Genomic DNA, 20,328 nt, shown 5'->3' with positions numbered 1-20,328 from the left:
TAAAATATACCCCCACCCCTATAAAAAGGAGGAAAAACAATGCAGCAACCAACAGCAATTCTAGATGCAAAAGGATTGGCATGCCCAATGCCCATTGTCAAAACGAAAAAACAAATGAATGAGCTCTTGCCAGGAGATGTGCTTGAAGTGCAAGCAACCGATAAAGGGTCTACAGCGGATTTAGCAGCTTGGTCAAAAAGCGCCGGTCATGAATTTTTAGGAACAAAAGTAGAAGGACAGGTGCTTCATCATTTGATTCGTAAAGGCGGAGCGAAACAGGAGGAGGAGCAGTCAATGATTTCGGAAATGTCGTTGAACATGTTTCAACAGAAGGTAAAAGAAGATCAGTCATTGTTTATTTTAGATGTACGAGAGCCGGATGAATATGAAGCGGGTCATATTCCAGGAGCTGTTCACATCCCTCTTGGCGAGGTGGAACAAAGTGCTGAAGAATTGAACCGAGAGACGCTCATTTACCTCATCTGTCATTCAGGCAGAAGAAGTGAATTAGCCGCACAAAAGTTAAAAGAAAAAGGATTCCATCAATTGATCAATGTAGTGCCAGGCATGAACAGCTGGACAGGAGAGATTGAAAAATAGGAGCTGAATGAACCAATGACTGTAAAAGCAATGACAGCAGAACAGTTAACAAAAAAGATCATCAACAAAGAGCCGATCTTTTTGTTGGATGTACGAAACGAAACAGATGTGCAGGACTGGAAAATTGAAGGGAAAGCCGTTGAATATTTAAATGTGCCTTACTTTGAGCTTCTTGATGGCGTAGAGGATATGGTGGAGAACATACCGGATGACCTAGATGTACTGGTCGTTTGTGCGAAAGAGGGCTCTTCTATTATGGTGGCAGAGATGCTGTCAGAGGCAGGCAGAACGGTCCATTATTTGCAAGGCGGCATGAAGGCATGGAGTGAGCATTTAGAGCCAGTGAAGATCGGTGATTTAACTGGCGGTGGAGAGTTGTACCAATTTGTGCGAATGGGCAAGGGGTGCTTGTCCTATATGATCATGTCGAATAGGGAAGCTGCGATTATTGATGCGGCTAGAATGACGGAGGTCTATACGCAATTTGCCAAAAAACATCAAGTCACAGTGACGCATGTGTTTGATACGCACCTTCATGCGGACCATATATCTGGCGGGAAAAAGCTGTCTGAACTGACTGGTGCTATCTATTGGCTACCGCCAAAAGACGCCGAAGAGGTGACATTTGATTACAATCACCTTGAAGAAGGACAGCGTGTGACGATTGGAGCGACGGAGATTGATATTCATGCCCTTTATTCACCGGGCCATACGATTGGTTCAACCTCTTTTATCGTAGACGGCCGTTATCTCCTTTCAGGTGATATTTTGTTCATTGATTCGATCGGAAGACCTGACCTAGCCGGTATGGCGGAGGACTGGGTAGGTGATTTGAGAGAAACCCTTTATACACGATATACGGCGCTTTCGGCAGAATTGATTGTGCTGCCTGCACATTTTATGATCGTGGATGAGCTGAATGAAGACGGGAGCGTTTGGAAGGAACTAGGCGCTTTGTTTGAAGAAAATCACGGGCTGAACATTGAAGATGAAGACGTATTTAGACAAATGGTCACGCAGCATCTACCTGCACAGCCAAACGCTTATCAAGACATTCGGTCTACCAATATGGGGAAGCTGCATCCAGACGAGGAAGCGCAGCGAGACATGGAAATTGGTCCAAACCGTTGTGCGATTCGATAATGTTCAATAAAATAAAGAAGCGAGGGATGATCAGATGACATCAGATCACATTTTAGACGTAACCGGGCTTGCATGCCCAATGCCGATTATTCGGACGAAGAAAAAAATGAACGACTTGGCAGAAGGCCAAGTATTAGAAATACATGCAACAGATAAAGGGGCCAAAGCTGATTTGGCTGCATGGGCTAAGTCAAGCGGACATGAATTGATCACGCAGACAGATGAAGGGCATGTGCTGAAGTTCTGGGTGAGAAAAGGGTCCTAAAGGGGAGAGGGGTATCTATGAGGGAGCCCCTTTTCCTTTTGCAAAGGAGGAGACCAGCGTGGATTTTGCATTTTTCATTACTTTATTTATCATCGGATTTATTGGTTCCTTCTTATCAGGAATGGTCGGAATAGGAGGATCGGTGATCAACTATCCTATGCTGCTTTATATCCCGCCTCTAGTCGGAGTGATGGCATTATCGGCACACGAGGTTTCAGGGATTGGTGCCATTCAAGTACTATTTTCGACACTCGGCGGTGTGCTGGCGTATCGAAAAAGCGGATTTTTACATCGACCATTGATTTTATATATGGGGAGCAGTATATTGGCAGGGAGTTTATTAGGCAGCTATTTATCACATTTCCTTCTAGAGAAAGGCATCAATGTGGTCTATGGTCTGCTTGCCATTGTCGCTGTCATTTTAATGCTTGTTCCGAAAAAAGGTCAGCAGGCAGAAGCGGATGGAGAGGTGACCTTTCATAAAGGATTGGCGGCTGGTATTGCCTTTGTGATCGGAAGTGTATCCGGTGTATTAGGTGCAGGCGGTGCCTTTATTTTAGTGCCGGTGATGCTATCGATTCTCAAAATCCCTGTGCGGATGACGATTGCCTCGTCTCTGGCGATTACGTTTCTCTCTGCGATCGGCGCATCGGCTGGGAAAGTGCTGACTGGTCAAGTCATGTTCATGCCTGCGCTTGTCTTAATGGTAGCCAGTTTGATGGCCGCGCCGATTGGGGCGAAAATTGGCCAGAAAATCAATGCCGTTTATTTGCAATGGGCGCTTGCCGTGATGATTACAGCCACAGCGATCAAAATCTGGGTGGATTTATTATAAGAAAAAGACCAACAACTGAGAGCAAGGGCTCTTTTCCATGTGTTGGTCTTTTTTATTTCATGTTATCGTGCTCGATATACGTTTCAAGTGCAGGGTGGTACTCTTTTTGATAATGAAGATTTGGGCATGTTTTCACGACTTTGCCTTGCAAGGCATTGGACTTCGAGACATCTAATGCTGTTTTACATTTTGGACAGCGTTCGTTAAAAATTGAGAGCCAGCGCTTCATAGATCACCACTCCAGTTAAAGTCTTAAAAACCGATTATATTAATATGAATTATAGGGGATTGTGTGAAGGAGGTCAATGGATATTTGGCTCTTTTTAACAAAAAAGAAGCATCTTATAAGATGCTTCAGCGTGTAGACAAATCCCTGCATCATTTGTAAAAAATTTGAAATATGATTAGTAGGCTTTTGCCCAGAACACCATATCAGAAGCTGGTTTCCCGCAGCAGACACATGTGTCAGAAACGGATTCTTGTTCAAACGGGATACAGCGTGATGTCGCCCCTGTTCTCTCTTTGATGTCGTTTTCACAGTCTTCATCGCCGCACCACATGGCTTTGATCAACCTGTTTTCTTCGGCAAGAAGCTGCTCGATGTCTTCGATTGTGTGGGCGTTTGATGTTTTTTCATGTAATCGTTCTTTTGCTTTTTCGTACATCGTCTGCTGAATGTCTTCAAGCGTGGACGTGATGGTTTGTTCAAGTGCATCTAATGTGACGGCTTGCTTTTCACCAGTGTCTCGTCTTGCGAGCATCACCTGACCTTTTTCCATATCCTTTGGTCCTACTTCTACGCGTAATGGGATGCCCTGCATTTCGCATTCGTTGAATTTCCAGCCAGGCTGTTTATCACTTGCATCGATGTCAGCGCGTGCGATGCGGGCGAGTCGATCCTTTAATTCATAGGCATGATCGAGGACACCTTCTTTATGGGAAGCAATTGGCACAACACGTACTTGGGTTGGCGCAATGTTTGGCGGCAGGACAAGTCCTCTGTCATCGCCATGCACCATGATCATAGCGCCAATAATTCTTGTGGTGAAGCCCCATGATGTTTGCTGGACATGCTCTAATTTTCCTTCTCGATTTAAAAATTCAATGCCAAACGCCTTGGCAAATCCGCTGCCGAAGAAGTGAGAAGTGGCGGTTTGCAGGGCTTTTCCATCATGCATCAAGCTTTCAACCGTATAGGTGAAGCGGGCGCCAGCGAATTTTTCTTTCTCTGTTTTTCTTCCTTTAATGACAGGGATCGCTAGAAGCTCTTCACAAATAGACGCATAGACATGGAGCATTTTTTCTGTTTCTTCAATCGCTTCTTGCTCTGTCTCATGACAAGTGTGCCCTTCCTGCCAGAGGAATTCAAGGGTTCTAAGGAATGGACGTGTTGTCTTTTCCCAGCGGACGACATTGGCCCATTGGTTATATAGCTTTGGTAAATCACGATAGGAGTGAATGATGTTTTTATAATGCTCAGCGAACAGCACCTCAGATGTTGGTCTGACGCAGAGTCTTTCTTGTAATTCCGAATCACCGCCATGTGTCACCCACGCCACTTCAGGAGCAAAGCCTTCGATATGATCTTTTTCCTGCTGGAGAAGGCTTTCAGGGATAAAGAGCGGCATATAGACATTCTCGTGACCCGTTTCTTTGATTTGACGATCAAGTTCGTCGCGAATATTCTCCCAAATTTTAAAACCGTATGGCTGAATGATCATACTGCCTCTAACGCTTGAATAATCGACGAGACGCGCCTTTGTGACAACATCTGTATACCACTGGGCAAAGTCGTCTTCCATGCTTGTAATTTTCTCAACAAATTGTTTCTTTGACATCGTCTTTTTCCTCCTTTTAAAAAACAAAAAAGCTGTGCTTTAAGTTAGGGACCATTCCTGGTGGTACCACCCTAATTTAAAGCACAGCTTTACACTCGATCATGATAACGGTATGAACCGCTGTATGAAACAGAACTAAATCGGCAGGTTCACTTGAAGATGTCAGTAGGAACTTCTCAGCACCGTTCCCTCTCTGTTAAAGATCGATTCAAGCTACTATTCCAGATCTACGTTGATCCTTGTTCGTTGATTTTTCATCAGTTTACCTGTAAATGGGGGAGAAAGCAAGTTGGTCCGCAAGTTCATTTCATGCCTTTCTAAGGTCGTTTATGTTGCTGAGCCATTGGCAGATATTTTCTATTTTTGCAGCTTGCACGTTATGGAAGGCTATGCTAATATATTTGAAGAAAAAAATAGACTTGTATAACCTCAATAATATGGTTTGAGGGTTTCTACCAGGATCCGATAAATCCTGATTACAAAAGCGCGCTTTCCTTTTTTGTAATCAGGGTTTTTTTGTTTGTCTACACCCTGTATCAAAAGTGAAAGCCATGATATAGAGAAGGGATGTTAGACATGAACTGGAGAGTTTATTTATTAGCTGTTTCTACTTTTGCGGTTGGATTAGTTGAGCTTGTGGTCGGGGGCATTTTGCCAAGTTTAGCAGAGGATCTCAATGTGTCTCTTGCGACAGCTGGGCAGCTGATCACGGTATTTGCGATTGTGTATGCTATTTCAGCACCGGTGCTACTGACCGTCACAGCCAAAATCGAGCGAAAGCGTCTTTATTTAATCGCATTATTGGTCTTTACATTAGGCAATGTATTCACATATTTTAGTTCCACCTTTGCCCTTGTCATGATCTCTAGGGTCTTGATTGCCATGAGTACAGCGCTTGTTGTGGTGTTATCATTGACGATTACCGCCAAGCTGGTGGAACCGGCGCATCGAGCGAAAGCATTAGGTCTGATTTTTATTGGGATTAGCTCATCACTTGTTCTCGGTGTACCGATCGGTATTTTTATTACAGAGAGCTTTGGCTGGAGAGTGATGTTTTTAGGAATCAGTATTCTGTCAGCCATATCCATGGTACTCATTTATTTTCTATTGGAGAAAATGCCTGTTGAAAAAGTTACGCCGCTTAAAGAACAAATTCGTTCTTTAGGGCATCCGAAAATTTTCAGTGCACATTTGATTAGTTTGTTCATGCTTGCTGGTCATTATATGCTGTATTCTTATTTCACGCCATTTCTGATGGAAGTTCTGCATATGACTCCGTTTTGGATTAGTATTTGTTATTTGGTCTTCGGGCTTGCGTCGATTGGCGGGAATGGATTTGGCGGCTGGCTGAGTGACAAATTAGGATCAGGAAAAGCCATTTTACTTGTGACCATGGCGTTTGCCATTGTGATGTTTATCCTTCCTTATACAGCGGGAGTGTTTATGCTCTTTATGGTGATGGTTGTCCTATGGGGTGCTCTTAGCTGGGCACTGACACCTGCTTTGCAGAGCTATTTGATTCAAACAGACCCTGTGACGTCTGATATTCAGCAGAGTTTGAATACATCCGCTTTGCAAATTGGGATTTCCATTGGATCAGCAGTGGGCGGTGTCATGTTTACAATGACCGGTTCATCTGTTGATTTGGCTAAATTCGGCGCTATTTTTGTGCTGATTGCCTTTAGCTGTGCAGTGATTTCATTAAAGAGACCGCCGCTTTATATGGATCGTCAGCATCACGCTGAATAGAAGAGAATAAGAACGTTTTCGTGTTAGTTAGCTGCCTCATCATAGGCAGCTTTTTATTTTTTGAAAACCACACCTTCGCTTTTACCAGTAATGACTTCTTCTCCATGCTGATTGATATAACGGGAAAAAAGGTGGACACGATGGTATTTTTCAAGGGGTTCTACCTTGGTGACGGCCATCTGACAGGTAATGGTGTCACCTGTATAAACAGGGCGTATGAAGGTACATGTCATCTCTTGACCGATAAAATGAAACTGACCGCCAAGCTTCGTGGCTAGACTTGCTGTGAGAAAACCGTGTACCATGAGCCTGCCTTGATCATCTAGCTCGGTATGATGTTTGCCAAGATCACCTGTCATCTCGCCAAATTTGATCACATCTTCATGCGTATAGGTTTTGCTTGTTTGAAATTGATCGCCTGGTCGAACCATCTGTTCTTCAGCTCCTTTTTTTAAATGTACCAAAGGAATAAATGAATGTACATTCATTTTTGTGGTGAGATGTTGGAAGCAAAGAAGAGACAGGATGCCTTTCTTTGCCCTTGATACGTCAGGAAAAATGTCATCTTCTATTCAAAAATAACCATTTCTCCAATTGGTTGAAATCCGGCACGCTGATAGATATGTTTGCCGTCATTTGAGGCTTGTAACATCACACACTTTTGTTTGTTATCTGTCTGGGTCAGAAGGTAATGAAACATGTCACTGCCAAGTCCTCTTCCGCGGTGTTCTGCCTTTGTGATGACATCATAAATACCGTAGCTGTCTGTTGTTTCAATCAATAAGCCCGTTGTGACCGGTTTGTTGTGTTCATATCCAACGAACATGCGTGTACTCGGGTGTAATCGTTCAATCGAAAAGCGCTGGAAATAGCTGTTTAAAGAGATTGCCTCAGGTGATCCTTCGAAAAGTTCGATAAATAAATGTTGATAATCGAGAAAAGTTTGATCGTCAGTCACTTCCTTGATCGTAAGCGATTGAGAGGTCCTTTGATCGATGTCGTTTGTATGTTCAAACATCATGATTGTATTGCGTTCCACTTCTTGAAGCCCATATTTCTGCATGATATTCGACCAATCGGGATGGAGCAGGCTTTGAGTGATCCATGTGCTGAATGCTAGCTGCTGTTGCTGCATTTGTTCGATGGCAGCTTCCACTTTTTGTTGATCTTGTATGTGCGCTGAAATCGGTAATAATAAATTGAACGTGTCAGTTGATATATGCGTGTTTGATAGAACGAAATCTTCTGTTGATAGGAACGATCCGTTTACAACAGAAGAAAACAAATTTATTTTTTCTTCTAACTGGCGAATGGCCATTTGCTGCTCTGTTTTCATTCTCTCACCTTCTTTTTTTGATTGAGGGTTACCTATCATAAATGATAGCAAAGAAAAGGAAATTGTGCCGTCTCTTGTAATCTAGTAAAAAAGTTCTTTTATTTATCAGGTCTGATGACCCATTCTTTTCCTCATCTCCACATTTCTTTTGACTCCTTTATTGATTATTAGTACCATTTTATTAACCAGTTAAGAGTGGAGGTTCAGATGGAAACAAAAGAGCAGATTGTCTTAAAAGCGATTCAAGATTTGATTATGCATAGGGAAAAGAAACGGAACGATCCAACAGATCCACTGATTACCACGACTGATACACTCAAGCAAGATTGGACACTTACACAGCTTCATATTTTATCTATGATTCAAGCAAACCCTAACGAATCCAATAATACATTTCTTTCACAACAACTAAAACTATCAAAACCCGCCATTACAAAGGCTGTAAAAAAGCTCATCGAAAAAGGCATGGTCGACTATTGCCACCGGCAAGGTGACAAGAAATCCGTCTATTATTCACTGACAGAGGAAGGTACACAGCTGGCGGCACTGCATGATGAGCTTCATGAACAGGCAGTCTCCTCCTATTTAGAATTCCTCCATGAATTTAATGAAGGCGAGCTACAGGTTATCGAGCGCTTCTTAAAGACTTGGAAGGAAAAGATATAAAAAACGAACCGAAAGCTTTCTATAAACTAGATGCTTTCGGTTTTTTTATGGTAAAATTAACATATATTGACGTTATTCGTGATGATGATTGAGGGAGGGAACCGTGTTGGTGGAAGAGATGATGGAAAATTTCAAAAAATATGTATTTATCATGCCGTTCGTCGGATTGTTTGTCAGCTTGCTATTATTTGTTTATTTTTTTGGGATCATAGGAGTTGAAGGGTCCATTTGGGCGGCTGTTTTGTATTGTGCTCTGCCCTTTCTGATGTACACGATACTCTGTTTGCCTTTATGGATTTATTTTAAAGTCAGCAAAAAACGTTCAATACATAGAAATGAGGAACATACATGATCGTTGTCAGCGCTTGTCTTGCGGGATTAAAGGTCCGTTATAATGGCAGCCATCGATTAGATCAACGTATCGAGGAGCTTGTGCAGGAAGGAAAGGCGGTAACAGTTTGCCCTGAGCTGCTTGGCGGCTTCTCTACACCAAGACCTCCCGCAGAAATTATTGGTGGAGATGGTCATGATGTCTTACGGGGGCAGGCTGCTGTTGTTGATGTTGATGGAACAGATGTGACAGAGATGTATGTAAAAGGTGCACAAGACACGCTTAAGCAGGTTCAGACTCTTGGCGCAACATCCGTCGTGTTAAAAGAGTACAGCCCTTCTTGCGGAAGCCGGATGATCTATCGGGGAGAATTTAACGGTAAGACAAAGGCTGGGGACGGTGTGACGTCTGCCTTGCTGAAACAGCATGGGATTCAAGTATTCTCTGAGGAGGATGATTGGACCTCGCTGTTTGTATAGGGAAGGCGTGAATTGAAGGAGGAGTTAGGTTGAAGAAGTGGATCATTGGTTTAGTAGTCGTTATTTTCATCGGAATAGGTCTTTATTTTATGATTAATGCCAAAACATATGCTTTTGATGATGTGGTCTCGATTGATAAAGATAAAGTGACTTCCATTCAAATTGAGCATGATGATGAGCGCGTTGTGGTGGACAAGAAAGAGGATATTCAAAAGTTGCTGAAGAAATTTTCGGGTATTCAATTAAAGAAAATAAACGAGGCTAAAAAAGCCTCAAAAGAATCGTATTGGATCAGAGTGTACGAGAACGAAAAGCAAATGTATGGTCTGACTTTTTATGACCAAAGCTTTTTAGAGACATATGATGGTTCTAAAACAAAAAATCGAATTAGTGAATACCAAATTGTTGATGCAAATCAAGTCGATATGGGACAATACATCAAATAAGATCATTCAGTCTATGAATGGTTTCAGCGTGTAGACAAACCCTCGCATTCTTTGTCAGTCCTGCGTGCCGGTGCTCACGAATGTGAAATTCGCTCCGCGCCAGTACTCGTCCTTCCTAGGGCTGCAAAGGTTTTCTATCACGCTGAAAAGAAGACAAAGGGCTAAAATAAAGTTCATTTTAGCCCTTTGTCAACTATCTGAGATCATTCAGTCTATGAATGGTTTATCTTCATGCATGATCTTTCGCACATTCGGGTATAGTGCATGGTAAGCAAAAATGAAGCGGAGGTTTGTTTGATGAGTGGATTAACAGATACAGTCACATTAGCAAACGGAGTGAAAATGCCGAAGCTTGGCTTTGGTGTATGGCAAGTAAAAGATGGGGATGAGGCTGTAAATGCAGTCAAAGACGCACTTGAAGCTGGCTATCGCAGTATAGATACAGCAGCGGCCTATCAAAATGAAGAAGGTGTTGGCAAAGCCATTCAGCAATCAGGCATCTCTCGCGATGAGCTGTTCATTACGACAAAAGTGTGGAATAGTGATCAAGGATATGAGTCAACGCTTGAAGCCTTTGAAACGAGTATGAACAAACTAGGTCTGGATGTATTGGATCTTTATTTAATCCATTGGCCGGTTGAAGGCAAATATAAAGAAACGTGGAAGGCGCTAGAAAAGCTTTATAAGGATGGCCGTGTGAAAGCCATTGGCGTGTGTAACTTCCATCAGCACCATTTAGAAGATTTATTAGAAGAGGCAGAAGTGGTACCAATGGTCAATCAAATTGAGCTGCATCCGAAGCTGACGCAGGAGCCTTTACGTGACTACTGCAAGGCAAAAGGCATTCATGTAGAAGCATGGTCGCCATTAGGCAGCGGAAAACTTCTTAACCATCCGGTGCTTCAAGATATTGCGAAAAAACATGAGAAGTCAGTGGCGCAAGTCATTCTTCGCTGGGACTTGCAGCATGGCATTATCACCATTCCGAAATCTGTGACGAAGAGCCGAATCATCGAAAATACAAACGTATTTGATTTCGAGTTGTCCGCCCATGAAATGAGTGTCATTGATCAGCTCAATGAAGATGAGCGCACGGGTCCAGACCCAGATAACTTCGATTTTTAATAGAAAGAAAGCACGGGCGGGATGCCTGTGCTTTTTTTGCACCTATGTTCAAACCGTTTTTTGAGGCTGATAGGTCTCAATGATTTGAATGGCGTCGACAATTTGCTCTTTCGTATAGTCTCCAATCAAACAAAAGGTTTCATCTTTACGTGCAGCATGGTTTGCCACTGTATGTGCTGCTTCCTCTAGCTGAGCTGTGATGCCAAGATCACGCATCGTTCTAGGTAATCCGAGTGTTTGATAGAGCTCAAGTAATTCTTCTACTTCCGTCATACGGTTTTCTGCGGCAAGCTGGACGAGAATGCCATAGGCCACTTTTTGTCCATGTAACACATGATGTGTTTCATCAATAAATGTTAATCCATTATGAACAGCATGGGCTCCTGCCATTCTTCCATAACGTCCTCCATAGCCGCCGACTGTTCCGGCTAACGTAATGATCGTATCTGTTACATCTGCAAAGGCTTGAGAAAGCTGACCTGTTTTTAAGCTGCTAACGGCTTCTTCACTATGAGTCAGAAGAATGTCACGAACGTACACTGCCTGCTTTAATGCAGCATGTACCATGAGTGGCAAGGTGCCTTTTGTGTTACGAATAATGGCTTCCGCTTCATACCATTTTGCCAGCGTATCCCCAATTCCGCTTTGGAGATAGGAAAGAGGAGATGAAAGCAAAAAAGTATGATCAATTAACGTGAGATAGCTGGACCGCTGATGATAGTCGACCCTCATGAAATTTCCCTTGTCATCATAAATGACACTGAGCGGTGTAGAAGCCGCACATGTCCCAGGAATCGTCGGCACCATAATCACTTCAATTTGGAGAGCGTCGGCAACAGACTTCGCTGTATCTAAAATCGTGCCGCCACCGATCCCTATGATCACGTCTGAACTCTTGAGTTCTTCCGCAATTCGTGTAATCGCATTTGGTGAACTGTAACCTTTATGCTGAACAACAGGCCATTCGGATGGAAGCTTTGTGTACTGTGAAAAGGCTTGATATGAGTCATATCCTGTCACTATAGCTGGTGACTGAAAGGGAGTAACAAGTGACTCGATTTCATGATAAATCCCCTTTTGAGAAATAAACTGGTTAGGACCGCTTCTGACGATCTCTTCTGGCTGGATCATGGACTTATGCTCCTTTACGAAATCATATAGTTCTTAAATCATCTCATTTTACAGAAAGTTCTGTCAAATAATCGAACAATATGAGACTATAGACCCTTCCGTTTTATGGAATTGAACTGCTGACGTTGCCTTAAGGTATGTATTTCCTGTATGATATAAAATGGTATGTTTTGATTAAATTTAAGAGGTGTTTATATATATGGAAAAACAATATCGTGTATTACTTTACTATCAATATGTCCCCATTGAGGATCCAGAAACGTTTACAGCAGAGCATCTAGCATTCTGTAAGGAACTTGGTTTGTTAGGTCGTATTCTTGTTTCATCTGAAGGCATAAACGGAACCGTTTCTGGTACCATTGAGCAAACGGACAAGTACATGCAAGCATTGAAAGAAGATCCACGCTTTGCGTCAATGCCAATTAAAATTGACGAAGCGGATGGTCATGCGTTTAAGAAAATGCACGTCCGCCACCGTAATGAATTGGTGAATTTAAGTCTTGAAGATGATGTGAATCCGCTAGAATTAACGGGGAAACATCTCAGTCCAGTTGAATTTTATGAGCAAATGCAATCACCTGATACGGTCGTGATTGATGCACGTAATGATTATGAGTTTGATGTCGGTCACTTCAGAGGTGCTGTGCGCCCTGACATTGAGACATTCCGTGAATTGCCTGAGTGGATTCGTGACAATAAAGAGATTCTTGAAGGGAAAAAAATTCTGACGTATTGCACAGGCGGCGTACGCTGTGAGAAATTCTCAGGATGGTTAAAGCGTGAAGGCTTTGAAGATGTATCCCAGCTTGACGGTGGAATTGTCACGTACGGAAAAGACCCAGAAGTTCAAGGAAAGCTATGGGACGGTCAATGTTATGTGTTTGATAACCGCCTAACGGTTCCAGTCAATCAAACAGAGCACGTTGTGGTAGGAAAAGATTTCTTCACTGGCGAACCTTGCGAGCGTTATGTGAACTGCGCGAACCCTGCGTGTAACCGCAAAATGATTGCAACAGAAGAAAGCGAGCATAAATATATGCGCAGCTGCAGCCATGAATGCCGCACAAGCGAACGTAACCTTTATGTGAAACAACATAATTTGTCTGAAGAAGAAGTTCAAGAAAGACTAGCTGTCATTGAAAAAGAACAAGCAATCTCACAAGGATAAGAGGGTTTCCCTTTTATCCTTTTTTCTTTGAATGATACGTGTTCAGAGGGAAGAGGAAGTCATTTCCTCTTTCTTTTTTGTTTTGTTTTTTTCAAAATAAGGGTAAAGGTAGTTAATCAGTCTAATAGATTGAACAGTTGAAAAAGCGCTTTCTTTTGAAATAAGCATGTTCGACTATTTCAGAAAATGGAGAATTGAGAGATAATATAACAGGCAAAAAAATGAACAAAGATAAAAGTTCAGATCAGAAAGTATTTGCCAATGGAATGAATGGTGAGCTGCTATAAAAGAAAGGCGCTTGCTCGACACATGCTCTGTATTTTAATCGAAAGGTGTTATGAACATGAATCATTTGCATCGTAGGATGGGAACTTTCGCTTTAATGATGGTAGGTCTTGGCTCAATCATTGGTTCAGGATGGCTCTTTGGTGCGTGGCGGGCTGCTCAAATCGCCGGCCCTGCTGCTATTTTGTCATGGTTGATCGGGATGGTTGTTATTTTATTTATCGCATTGTCTTATAGTGAACTCGGATCGATGTTTCCAGAGGCAGGCGGAATGGTCAAATATACGCAATATTCACACGGCTCTTTTATTGGATTTATCGCCGCTTGGGCAAACTGGATCGCCATTGTCTCAGTGATTCCTGTTGAGGCAGTGGCCTCCGTTCAATACATGAGCTCATGGCCTTGGGAGTGGGCAAAGTGGACAAGCCATTTGGTCACAAAAGGGGTTTTGACGACCGAGGGGCTCATGGTGGCAAGTGTGCTGCTGGTGATTTATTTTCTGCTCAATTATTGGACAGTTGGGTTGTTTTCAAAGGCGAATACATTCATTACGATTTTTAAAATCGTCATTCCAGGATTAACAATTGGTGCGCTCTTATTCGTAGGTTTTCATAGTGAGAATTTTACTTCTGGAACAAGTATTGCGCCGAACGGCTGGGCGAGTGTGCTCACAGCTGTGGCAACATCGGGGATTGTGTTTGCTTTTAATGGCTTCCAAAGCCCGATTAACATGGCAGGAGAAGCGAAAAATCCAGGGCGTTCGATTCCAATCGCCATTGTTGGATCGATTTTGATTGCAACGGTCATTTATGTGCTGCTGCAAATCGCTTTTATTGGCGCTGTCGATCCATCAATGATTGTGAATGGCTGGGGGCATTTGAATTTCAACTCGCCATTTGCTGACCTTGCCATTGCGCTAGGAATCAACTGGCTTGTCCTTATTTTATATGCAGATGCGTTCGTTTCTCCTTCTGGCACAGGGATTACGTATACGGCGACGACGTCTCGTATGATTTATGGGATGGAAAAAAACAAGTACATGCCGAGTGTACTTGGTCGTCTGCACCCAATTTATGGTGTGCCTCGTCCAGCGATGTTTTTTAACTTAGGCGTATCGTTTATCTTTCTGTTTTTGTTTAGAGGATGGGGGGTTCTCGCTGAAATTATATCTGTGGCGACCCTGATTTCCTATTTGACAGGACCTGTGACAGTGATGACGCTGAGAAAGACGGGCACAGATTTATATCGTCCACTGCGAATTAAAGGACTCAGCATCATTGCTCCGCTTGGTTTTGTCTTTGCATCATTGACACTGTACTGGGCGAGATGGCCGCTGACGGGTCAGGTGCTGTTTATTATTCTCATCGGTCTGCCAATCTATTTTTACTATCAAGCAAAAGCGAAGTGGAAGGGCTTTGGCCGTCACTTTAAAGCAGGTGCTTGGATGGTTGTGTATTTGCTTGTGATGATGACGATTTCCTGTCTCGGCAGTGATAAATTTGGCGGGTATAACGTCATTCATTATGGTTGGGATATGGCACTTATTGCAGTTGTGGCGTTGTTATTTTATATGTGGGCACTCAAAAGTGGATTTGAAACAGAGTTTTTAGAAGATGCGAAAAAAATCAATGATGAACTGCGTGCTTCTCAGAAAGAAGCCGCCTCATCTAAGGAATAACGGAAGGGCTGCCTGAATACTGAGGGCAGCCTTTTTATTTGGATGGATGATCCATGACATGCTGCTTTAGCCAAGTGGTAACGCCGTGTAGAACGGTGGCTGTCACAAGACAGATAAGCGCATATCTCCATAGCTGATCTAAGCCTTGTCCACTAAGCCAAAAAACAATACCTAGAATAAAGAGAGTCAGAATGAACATGAATAAAAAAGATGCTGACCAGAAAAAAGCCTTCATCGAAGGTCACCTCCTCGAGGTATTGTATGCAGGCCGAGGGAGGATCAGACCAGCAAGAAAGAAGTAAAAATATCGTGAAATCTATTTCAAAAGTCAGATAAAAACGCCAAGTGATTTGACAGTTGTGTTAAGATGAGAGCATATTTTGAGTGTAGATGGCTGGTTATAGACGGAGGTGTTTGGAGATGCAGATTCAAAAGGTTCTAAACAATAATGTCATTAGTGTGATAGATGAACAAGGAAAAGAAATCGTCGTCATGGGCAGAGGCATCGCTTTTCAAAGACGTCCTGGCGATCCGGTGGATGAGGCGTTAATTGATAAAGTGTTCCGCTTAGAGGATCATTCCGTACATGAGCGGATGAAAATGCTGCTTCAAGAGGTTCCGTATGATGTCGTCAAGGTGACCGAGGAAATGATCCAATACGCACATACAAAGCTGAACCGAAGATTAAACGAAAGTCTGCATGTATCGCTGGCAGACCATATTCATTACGCCATCGAACGATTAAAGAAAAACCACTTGATTGAGAATTCGCTGATTTGGGAGATTAAACGTTTATACAAAGATGAGTTTCTCGTGGCGAAGGAATGCCTTGAGATGATTGAAGATCGTCTTCATATTGAACTGCCTGAAGATGAAGCGGGCTTTATTGCCATGCACATCATTAATGCAGAGCTCAATGAAGACATGAATACAACGGTCAATATCACGAAAGAAGTGAATGCCATACTGACCATTGTGAAATATCATCTGAACATGGAATTTGATGAAGACTCGCTCAACTTTTATCGTTTTCTCACACATTTACGCTTTTTCGTACAGCGTCTCATCAACGAAACGTTACTCGTCAGTGAAGATCAAGATTTATATCAGCTGATTAAAGTAAAATATCCGAAGGCGTACGATTGCGCAAAGAAAATCGCGGAATATGTGTATCAAACGTATCATCGCGACCTGACATCAGAGGAGATGCTCTATCTATCGATTCATTTGAATCGACTCATCAAACGAGAAAAATAAAGATAGAATTTTAAAAGAAAGCGTTGACATCACAAAAAGTGAGTGGTACTATTTGCTCATAAACATAAAAGAATACGGTTTCACAATGATCGTCTTAGAGGATTGTGACTGTTCGGCAGGCAAAACCTAAACGTTCACTGAAAAAGCGCAATAGCAAGTTGCGACTATTTTTGGTGCCCGTTTAGGTTTTTATTTTGCCTAAAAACGTATTTTTTTGAAAAAAAGGGGGTTTTTGTATGAGTCATCGTCAATTAGCAGAAGACATTATCAAACATATCGGGACAGAGAAAAATGTTCATTCGTTGGTTCACTGTGCCACAAGACTTCGCTTCACATTAAATGACAGATCAAAAGCAGATAAAGCGGCCATTGAAAAATTAAATGGTGTGGTGACTGTCATGGAAAGCGGCGGCCAGTTTCAGGTGGTCATTGGCAACACCGTACCAGAGGTATATCGAGAGATTGGGGAGTTTACGAATCTATTAGAGGATTCCACTTCTTCATCTGCAAGATCAAGTGAAGAAAGTACAAGTCTTTTTGGAAAATTCGTCGACATTGTTTCTGGAATTTTCACACCGCTTCTAGGTGTCATGGCGGGTGCCGGTATTTTAAAAGGACTTCTAGGCATCTGTATCAATGCAAAATGGTTATCTCCTGAAGATACGTCGTATCAAATTTTATTTGCCGCATCAGACAGCTTGTTCTACTTCCTGCCGCTGCTGCTCGCATTCACTTCTGCTAGGAAGTTTAAAGCGAATCCATTTGTAGCTGTGACGATTGCAGGTGCACTGATCTATCCGACTATTCAAGAGCTCACAAAAGGCGGCGGAGATGTGTCGTTCTTCGGCATTCCGGTTGTCTTAATGTCTTATACATCAACGGTTATCCCGATTATTTTGGCAGTGTTTGTGATGGGATATATCGAACGTTTCTTTAACAAAGTCATTCATGAAAGTGTGAAAAACTTTATTACACCACTGATTTTACTGGTCACGGTCGTTCCACTGACACTGATCGTATTTGGACCATTTGGTGTGTATGCAGGGAACGGAATTGCAGCCGTCCTGCTGAAAGTATTCTCCTTTAGCCCTACACTTGCCGGTGCTTTAATTGCGATGGCATGGCAGGTTCTTGTCATCTTCGGTATCCATTGGGGGCTTGTGCCAGTCATTTTAAATAATATTGCGGTTCATGGAAAAGATCATATTAAGCCGGCCACTGCGCCAGCTGTATTTTCACAAGCCGGTGCTTCAATCGGTGTTATGCTGAAAACAAAGAACAAAAAGCTGAAATCATTAGCTGGATCGACAGCGGTTTCTGCCGTGTTTGGGATCACAGAGCCAGCTGTATACGGGGTCACACTTCGTTTGAAAAAACCATTTATTGCAGCGGTGATCTCTGCCGGTGTCGGTGGTGCCATTATCGGTTATTCACAAAGTATTGCGATCGCGTCAGGTCTTCCGAGTTTACTGACACTTCCGATCTTCTATGGTCAAGGATTTACAGGATTCTTAATCGGAATTTCCGTTTCATTTGTCCTTTCAATCGTCTTAACCTATTTGATTGGATTCAAAGATCCTGTGGATGAAGAAGATGCTCCTGCAGCTAGTTCTGCACCAGCATCTGAAAATGAACATGGTGTCAAAGCAGCTCATGTGAAAAGTCCTTTATCTGGCGAAGTCATCAAGCTAGAAGAGGTGCAAGATAAAGCCTTCTCATCTGGCGCATTAGGTAAGGGCGCAGCCATTATTCCATCAGAAGGCAAGCTGTTTGCACCAGTAACTGGGGTCGTAACAACGGTATTCCCGACAGGACATGCATACGGTCTCACCTCTGAAAGCGGAGCAGAAGTACTCATTCATATTGGACTGGATACTGTACAACTTGGGGGCCGACATTTTACGCCGAAGGTTGAGCAGGGCCAAACGATTACAGAAGGTGAACTGCTTGCGGAGTTTGATATTGAGGCCATTCAAGCAGCAGGTCTTTCTGTCACAACACCTGTGATTATTACCAATTCCGGTGAATTTAGCGATATCATTGAGACAGAAGAAAAACAAGTGACACCAGGACAATCATTTTTACACTTAGTTTAAGAAAAGGGAGGACATAATCATGAGATATTCAACACTAGCACCATTTCCAAAAGACTTTTTCTGGGGCGGATCGACTTCCGCCTATCAAGTAGAAGGTGCGTGGAACGAGGATGGCAAGGGACCTTCAGTCATTGATATGAGAGAAAGCTATCCTGAAGGAACAACTGATTTTAAGGTAGCCAGCGATCACTATCATCGATATAAAGAGGACGTGAAGATGTTTGCAGAAATGGGCTTGAAGGCTTATCGTTTCTCTATTGCATGGACACGTATCATTCCAGATGGAGATGGGGAGATCAATCAAAAGGGAATTGACTTCTACCATTCTCTCATTGATGAATTACGCCGCTATGACATTGAACCAATTGTGACGATGTATCACTTTGATTTACCTCATGCGCTTCAAGTGAAAGGCGGCTGGTCAAATCGTTCGACAGTCGATGCGTTTGAACGTTATGCGGAGGTTTTGTTCCAGGAGTATGGCGAGAAGGTAAAATATTGGCTGACGATTAATGAACAAAACATGATGATCTTACATGGATCAGCTCTAGGTACACTGGATCCAAATTTAGAAAATCCGAAAAAAGAACTATATCAGCAGAACCACCATATGCTTGTGGCACAGGCGAAAGCCATGACGCTTTGTCATCGTTTGCTGCCTGAGGCAAAAATCGGACCAGCGCCAAACATCGCCCTTATTTACCCGGCATCTCCCAAACCTGAGGATGTCATTGCTGCGGCTAATTACAATGCAATCCGCAACTGGCTATATCTTGATATGGCGGTATTCGGTCGTTATAACAACCTTGCATGGGCATACATGAAGGAAAAAGACATTCTTCCTGTGATTGAAGAGGGAGATATGGATATTTTGAAAAGTGCAAAACCAGACTTCATTGCCTTTAACTACTACACATCTCAAACGGTTGAAGCGAGTAAAGGAGATGGCAATGATGAATTTGCCCGTGGCGGAGATCAGCATTTAAAATCCGGTGAAGATGGCGTCTACAAAGGCGGCAACAACCCGTTTTTAAGTAAAAATGCATTTGGCTGGGAGATTGACCCTACCGGTTTCCGATCAACGATGCGTGAGATTTACGATCGCTATCAGTTGCCTCTTATTATTACGGAAAACGGGTTAGGCGCTTTTGACAAGTTAGAAGCGGATGGATCGATTCAGGATGATTATCGAATTGATTATTTAGAAAAACATATTGAACAAATCAAATGGGCGATCACTGACGGTGTAGAGGTATTCGGGTACTGCCCGTGGTCAGCCATCGACTTAATCAGTACACACCAAGGTTGCTCAAAACGCTACGGTTTTATCTACGTCAATCGTGATGAATTTGACCTGAAAGACCTGAAGAGAATTCGGAAAAAGAGCTCTTATTGGTATGAAACATTAATCGAGCAAAATGGAGAGAACATCGGGAAGTAACAGGAAAAAAGCCAGTCACCTTATTAGCGGGTGGCTGGCTTTTTTGTTCGTTCACTTTATTGGCAAGAGCATATTGTTCGAGTTGTTCTAAAATGTTAGTCTAATGATATATTGTAAAAATTGGTTGATTATCCATTATAAGAAAGAGGGTTATGTAGATGATGACGATCCTTTATTTGTTTTTCTTATTGTTCTTTCTTTTTTACGCTTTAAACTATATTGGTCAGAAATTAATTGCGAAGGAACACCCAATGAACCACGGATTGATTGTGACGCTGTCAGCAGTGGAAGGTATTCTTGTTTTTGTTCTTGTTGGAATCAATGAGAAATTTCCTTTTTTTTAAACGATCTTACTCTCTACTATCATTATACCCCGAATTTAATCTCATTTATAGACTGTTTTCCGCCCGCATCAGCCCGTATACTGTTATACGCAAGTCAATAACGATAAGGGATGTG

21 protein-coding genes and 1 riboswitch are annotated in these 20,328 nt (G+C 42.6%); of the genes, 15 read left to right on the top strand and 6 right to left on the bottom strand.

The window, feature by feature from the left end:
- The first annotated feature begins 39 nt into the window (after positions 1-39).
- From ES896_RS14370 to ES896_RS14355, 4 genes are read left to right on the top strand one after another with little or no spacing between them, the layout of a single operon-like run.
- Positions 40-600 (top strand): sulfurtransferase TusA family protein, encoded by a 561-nt coding sequence (locus tag ES896_RS14370; protein WP_017358719.1) that lies wholly within the window; start codon positions 40-42, stop codon positions 598-600.
- Between the two features lie 15 nt (positions 601-615).
- Positions 616-1,743, top strand: a complete 1,128-nt coding sequence (locus tag ES896_RS14365) for an MBL fold metallo-hydrolase (protein WP_035390615.1) — start codon at positions 616-618, stop codon at positions 1,741-1,743.
- 34 nt (positions 1,744-1,777) lie between these two features.
- Positions 1,778-2,008, top strand: coding sequence for a sulfurtransferase TusA family protein (locus tag ES896_RS14360; RefSeq protein WP_008343881.1), 231 nt, complete (start codon positions 1,778-1,780; stop codon positions 2,006-2,008).
- Positions 2,009-2,066: 58 nt separating this feature from the next.
- Positions 2,067-2,843 (top strand): sulfite exporter TauE/SafE family protein, encoded by a 777-nt coding sequence (locus ES896_RS14355; protein WP_035390613.1) that lies wholly within the window; start codon positions 2,067-2,069, stop codon positions 2,841-2,843.
- Between the two features lie 52 nt (positions 2,844-2,895).
- On the opposite strand, the gene ES896_RS20160 is transcribed toward ES896_RS14355, so the two are convergent.
- On the bottom strand, positions 2,896-3,072 hold the full coding sequence (locus ES896_RS20160; protein WP_008343879.1) for a hypothetical protein: 177 nt from the start codon (positions 3,070-3,072) through the stop codon (positions 2,896-2,898).
- 175 nt (positions 3,073-3,247) lie between these two features.
- Positions 3,248-4,681: a proline--tRNA ligase gene (gene proS / locus ES896_RS14350; protein ID WP_035390611.1), complete on the bottom strand. Its 1,434-nt coding sequence runs from the start codon at positions 4,679-4,681 to the stop codon at positions 3,248-3,250.
- Positions 4,682-5,080: 399 nt separating this feature from the next.
- Positions 5,081-5,180: riboswitch (purine riboswitch) on the top strand.
- A gap of 77 nt (positions 5,181-5,257) precedes the next feature.
- On the opposite strand from proS, the gene ES896_RS14345 reads away from it, so the two are divergent.
- Positions 5,258-6,430, top strand: coding sequence for an MFS transporter (locus tag ES896_RS14345; protein ID WP_072367560.1), 1,173 nt, complete (start codon positions 5,258-5,260; stop codon positions 6,428-6,430).
- Positions 6,431-6,483: 53 nt separating this feature from the next.
- Here ES896_RS14345 and ES896_RS14340 read toward each other — a convergent pair whose 3' ends face one another.
- A complete protein-coding gene (locus tag ES896_RS14340; protein WP_017358728.1) occupies positions 6,484-6,861 on the bottom strand; it encodes a hotdog domain-containing protein in 378 nt (125 codons plus the stop codon).
- Between the two features lie 137 nt (positions 6,862-6,998).
- Positions 6,999-7,766 (bottom strand): GNAT family N-acetyltransferase, encoded by a 768-nt coding sequence (locus ES896_RS14335; protein ID WP_135226926.1) that lies wholly within the window; start codon positions 7,764-7,766, stop codon positions 6,999-7,001.
- A 207-nt stretch (positions 7,767-7,973) separates the two neighbouring features.
- Here ES896_RS14335 and ES896_RS14330 point away from each other — a divergent pair, with 207 nt between their 5' ends.
- From ES896_RS14330 to ES896_RS14305, 4 genes are all read left to right on the top strand, one after another.
- Positions 7,974-8,432, top strand: coding sequence for a MarR family transcriptional regulator (locus ES896_RS14330; RefSeq protein WP_125590869.1), 459 nt, complete (start codon positions 7,974-7,976; stop codon positions 8,430-8,432).
- A gap of 348 nt (positions 8,433-8,780) precedes the next feature.
- Positions 8,781-9,242, top strand: coding sequence for a 2-thiouracil desulfurase family protein (locus ES896_RS14320; RefSeq protein WP_076822575.1), 462 nt, complete (start codon positions 8,781-8,783; stop codon positions 9,240-9,242).
- 29 nt (positions 9,243-9,271) lie between these two features.
- Complete coding sequence (locus ES896_RS14315) at positions 9,272-9,688, top strand: DUF5301 domain-containing protein (RefSeq protein ID WP_007498466.1); 417 nt, start codon at positions 9,272-9,274, stop codon at positions 9,686-9,688.
- A 297-nt stretch (positions 9,689-9,985) separates the two neighbouring features.
- Positions 9,986-10,813 carry an aldo/keto reductase gene (locus ES896_RS14305; RefSeq protein WP_017358734.1) on the top strand — a complete coding sequence of 276 codons (828 nt, stop codon included), beginning with the start codon at positions 9,986-9,988 and terminating at the stop codon, positions 10,811-10,813.
- Positions 10,814-10,861: 48 nt separating this feature from the next.
- Here the strand turns inward: ES896_RS14305 and ES896_RS14300 are convergent, their stop codons facing one another.
- Positions 10,862-11,944: an iron-containing alcohol dehydrogenase family protein gene (locus ES896_RS14300; protein WP_007498461.1), complete on the bottom strand. Its 1,083-nt coding sequence runs from the start codon at positions 11,942-11,944 to the stop codon at positions 10,862-10,864.
- A 199-nt stretch (positions 11,945-12,143) separates the two neighbouring features.
- Here ES896_RS14300 and trhO point away from each other — a divergent pair, with 199 nt between their 5' ends.
- The gene (trhO, locus tag ES896_RS14295) at positions 12,144-13,112 is read left to right on the top strand and encodes an oxygen-dependent tRNA uridine(34) hydroxylase TrhO (protein ID WP_007498459.1); all 969 of its coding nucleotides are present in this window, start codon (positions 12,144-12,146) and stop codon (positions 13,110-13,112) included.
- A gap of 343 nt (positions 13,113-13,455) precedes the next feature.
- A complete protein-coding gene (locus ES896_RS14290) occupies positions 13,456-15,075 on the top strand; it encodes an APC family permease (protein WP_008343861.1) in 1,620 nt (539 codons plus the stop codon).
- A 34-nt stretch (positions 15,076-15,109) separates the two neighbouring features.
- Here ES896_RS14290 and ES896_RS14285 read toward each other — a convergent pair whose 3' ends face one another.
- Complete coding sequence (locus tag ES896_RS14285; RefSeq protein WP_008343859.1) at positions 15,110-15,310, bottom strand: hypothetical protein; 201 nt, start codon at positions 15,308-15,310, stop codon at positions 15,110-15,112.
- Between the two features lie 185 nt (positions 15,311-15,495).
- Here ES896_RS14285 and licT point away from each other — a divergent pair, with 185 nt between their 5' ends.
- From licT to ES896_RS14265, 4 genes are all read left to right on the top strand, one after another.
- A complete protein-coding gene (gene licT, locus ES896_RS14280; protein ID WP_017358738.1) occupies positions 15,496-16,332 on the top strand; it encodes a BglG family transcription antiterminator LicT in 837 nt (278 codons plus the stop codon).
- A 236-nt stretch (positions 16,333-16,568) separates the two neighbouring features.
- On the top strand, positions 16,569-18,428 hold the full coding sequence (locus tag ES896_RS14275; protein ID WP_008343857.1) for a beta-glucoside-specific PTS transporter subunit IIABC: 1,860 nt from the start codon (positions 16,569-16,571) through the stop codon (positions 18,426-18,428).
- 19 nt (positions 18,429-18,447) lie between these two features.
- Positions 18,448-19,869 carry a glycoside hydrolase family 1 protein gene (locus ES896_RS14270; protein ID WP_008343856.1) on the top strand — a complete coding sequence of 474 codons (1,422 nt, stop codon included), beginning with the start codon at positions 18,448-18,450 and terminating at the stop codon, positions 19,867-19,869.
- 158 nt (positions 19,870-20,027) lie between these two features.
- A complete protein-coding gene (locus ES896_RS14265; protein WP_008343855.1) occupies positions 20,028-20,213 on the top strand; it encodes a hypothetical protein in 186 nt (61 codons plus the stop codon).
- Positions 20,214-20,328 lie beyond the last annotated feature (115 nt).

Origin of the sequence: Bacillus sp. 005/A4HT-01/001 (assembly GCF_004634445.1) — a bacterium.
GTDB lineage: Bacteria > Bacillota > Bacilli > Bacillales > Bacillaceae > Bacillus > Bacillus altitudinis.
The sequence above is the reverse complement of the archived record's forward strand: the minus strand, read 5'-3'. Positions and strand labels throughout refer to the sequence as shown.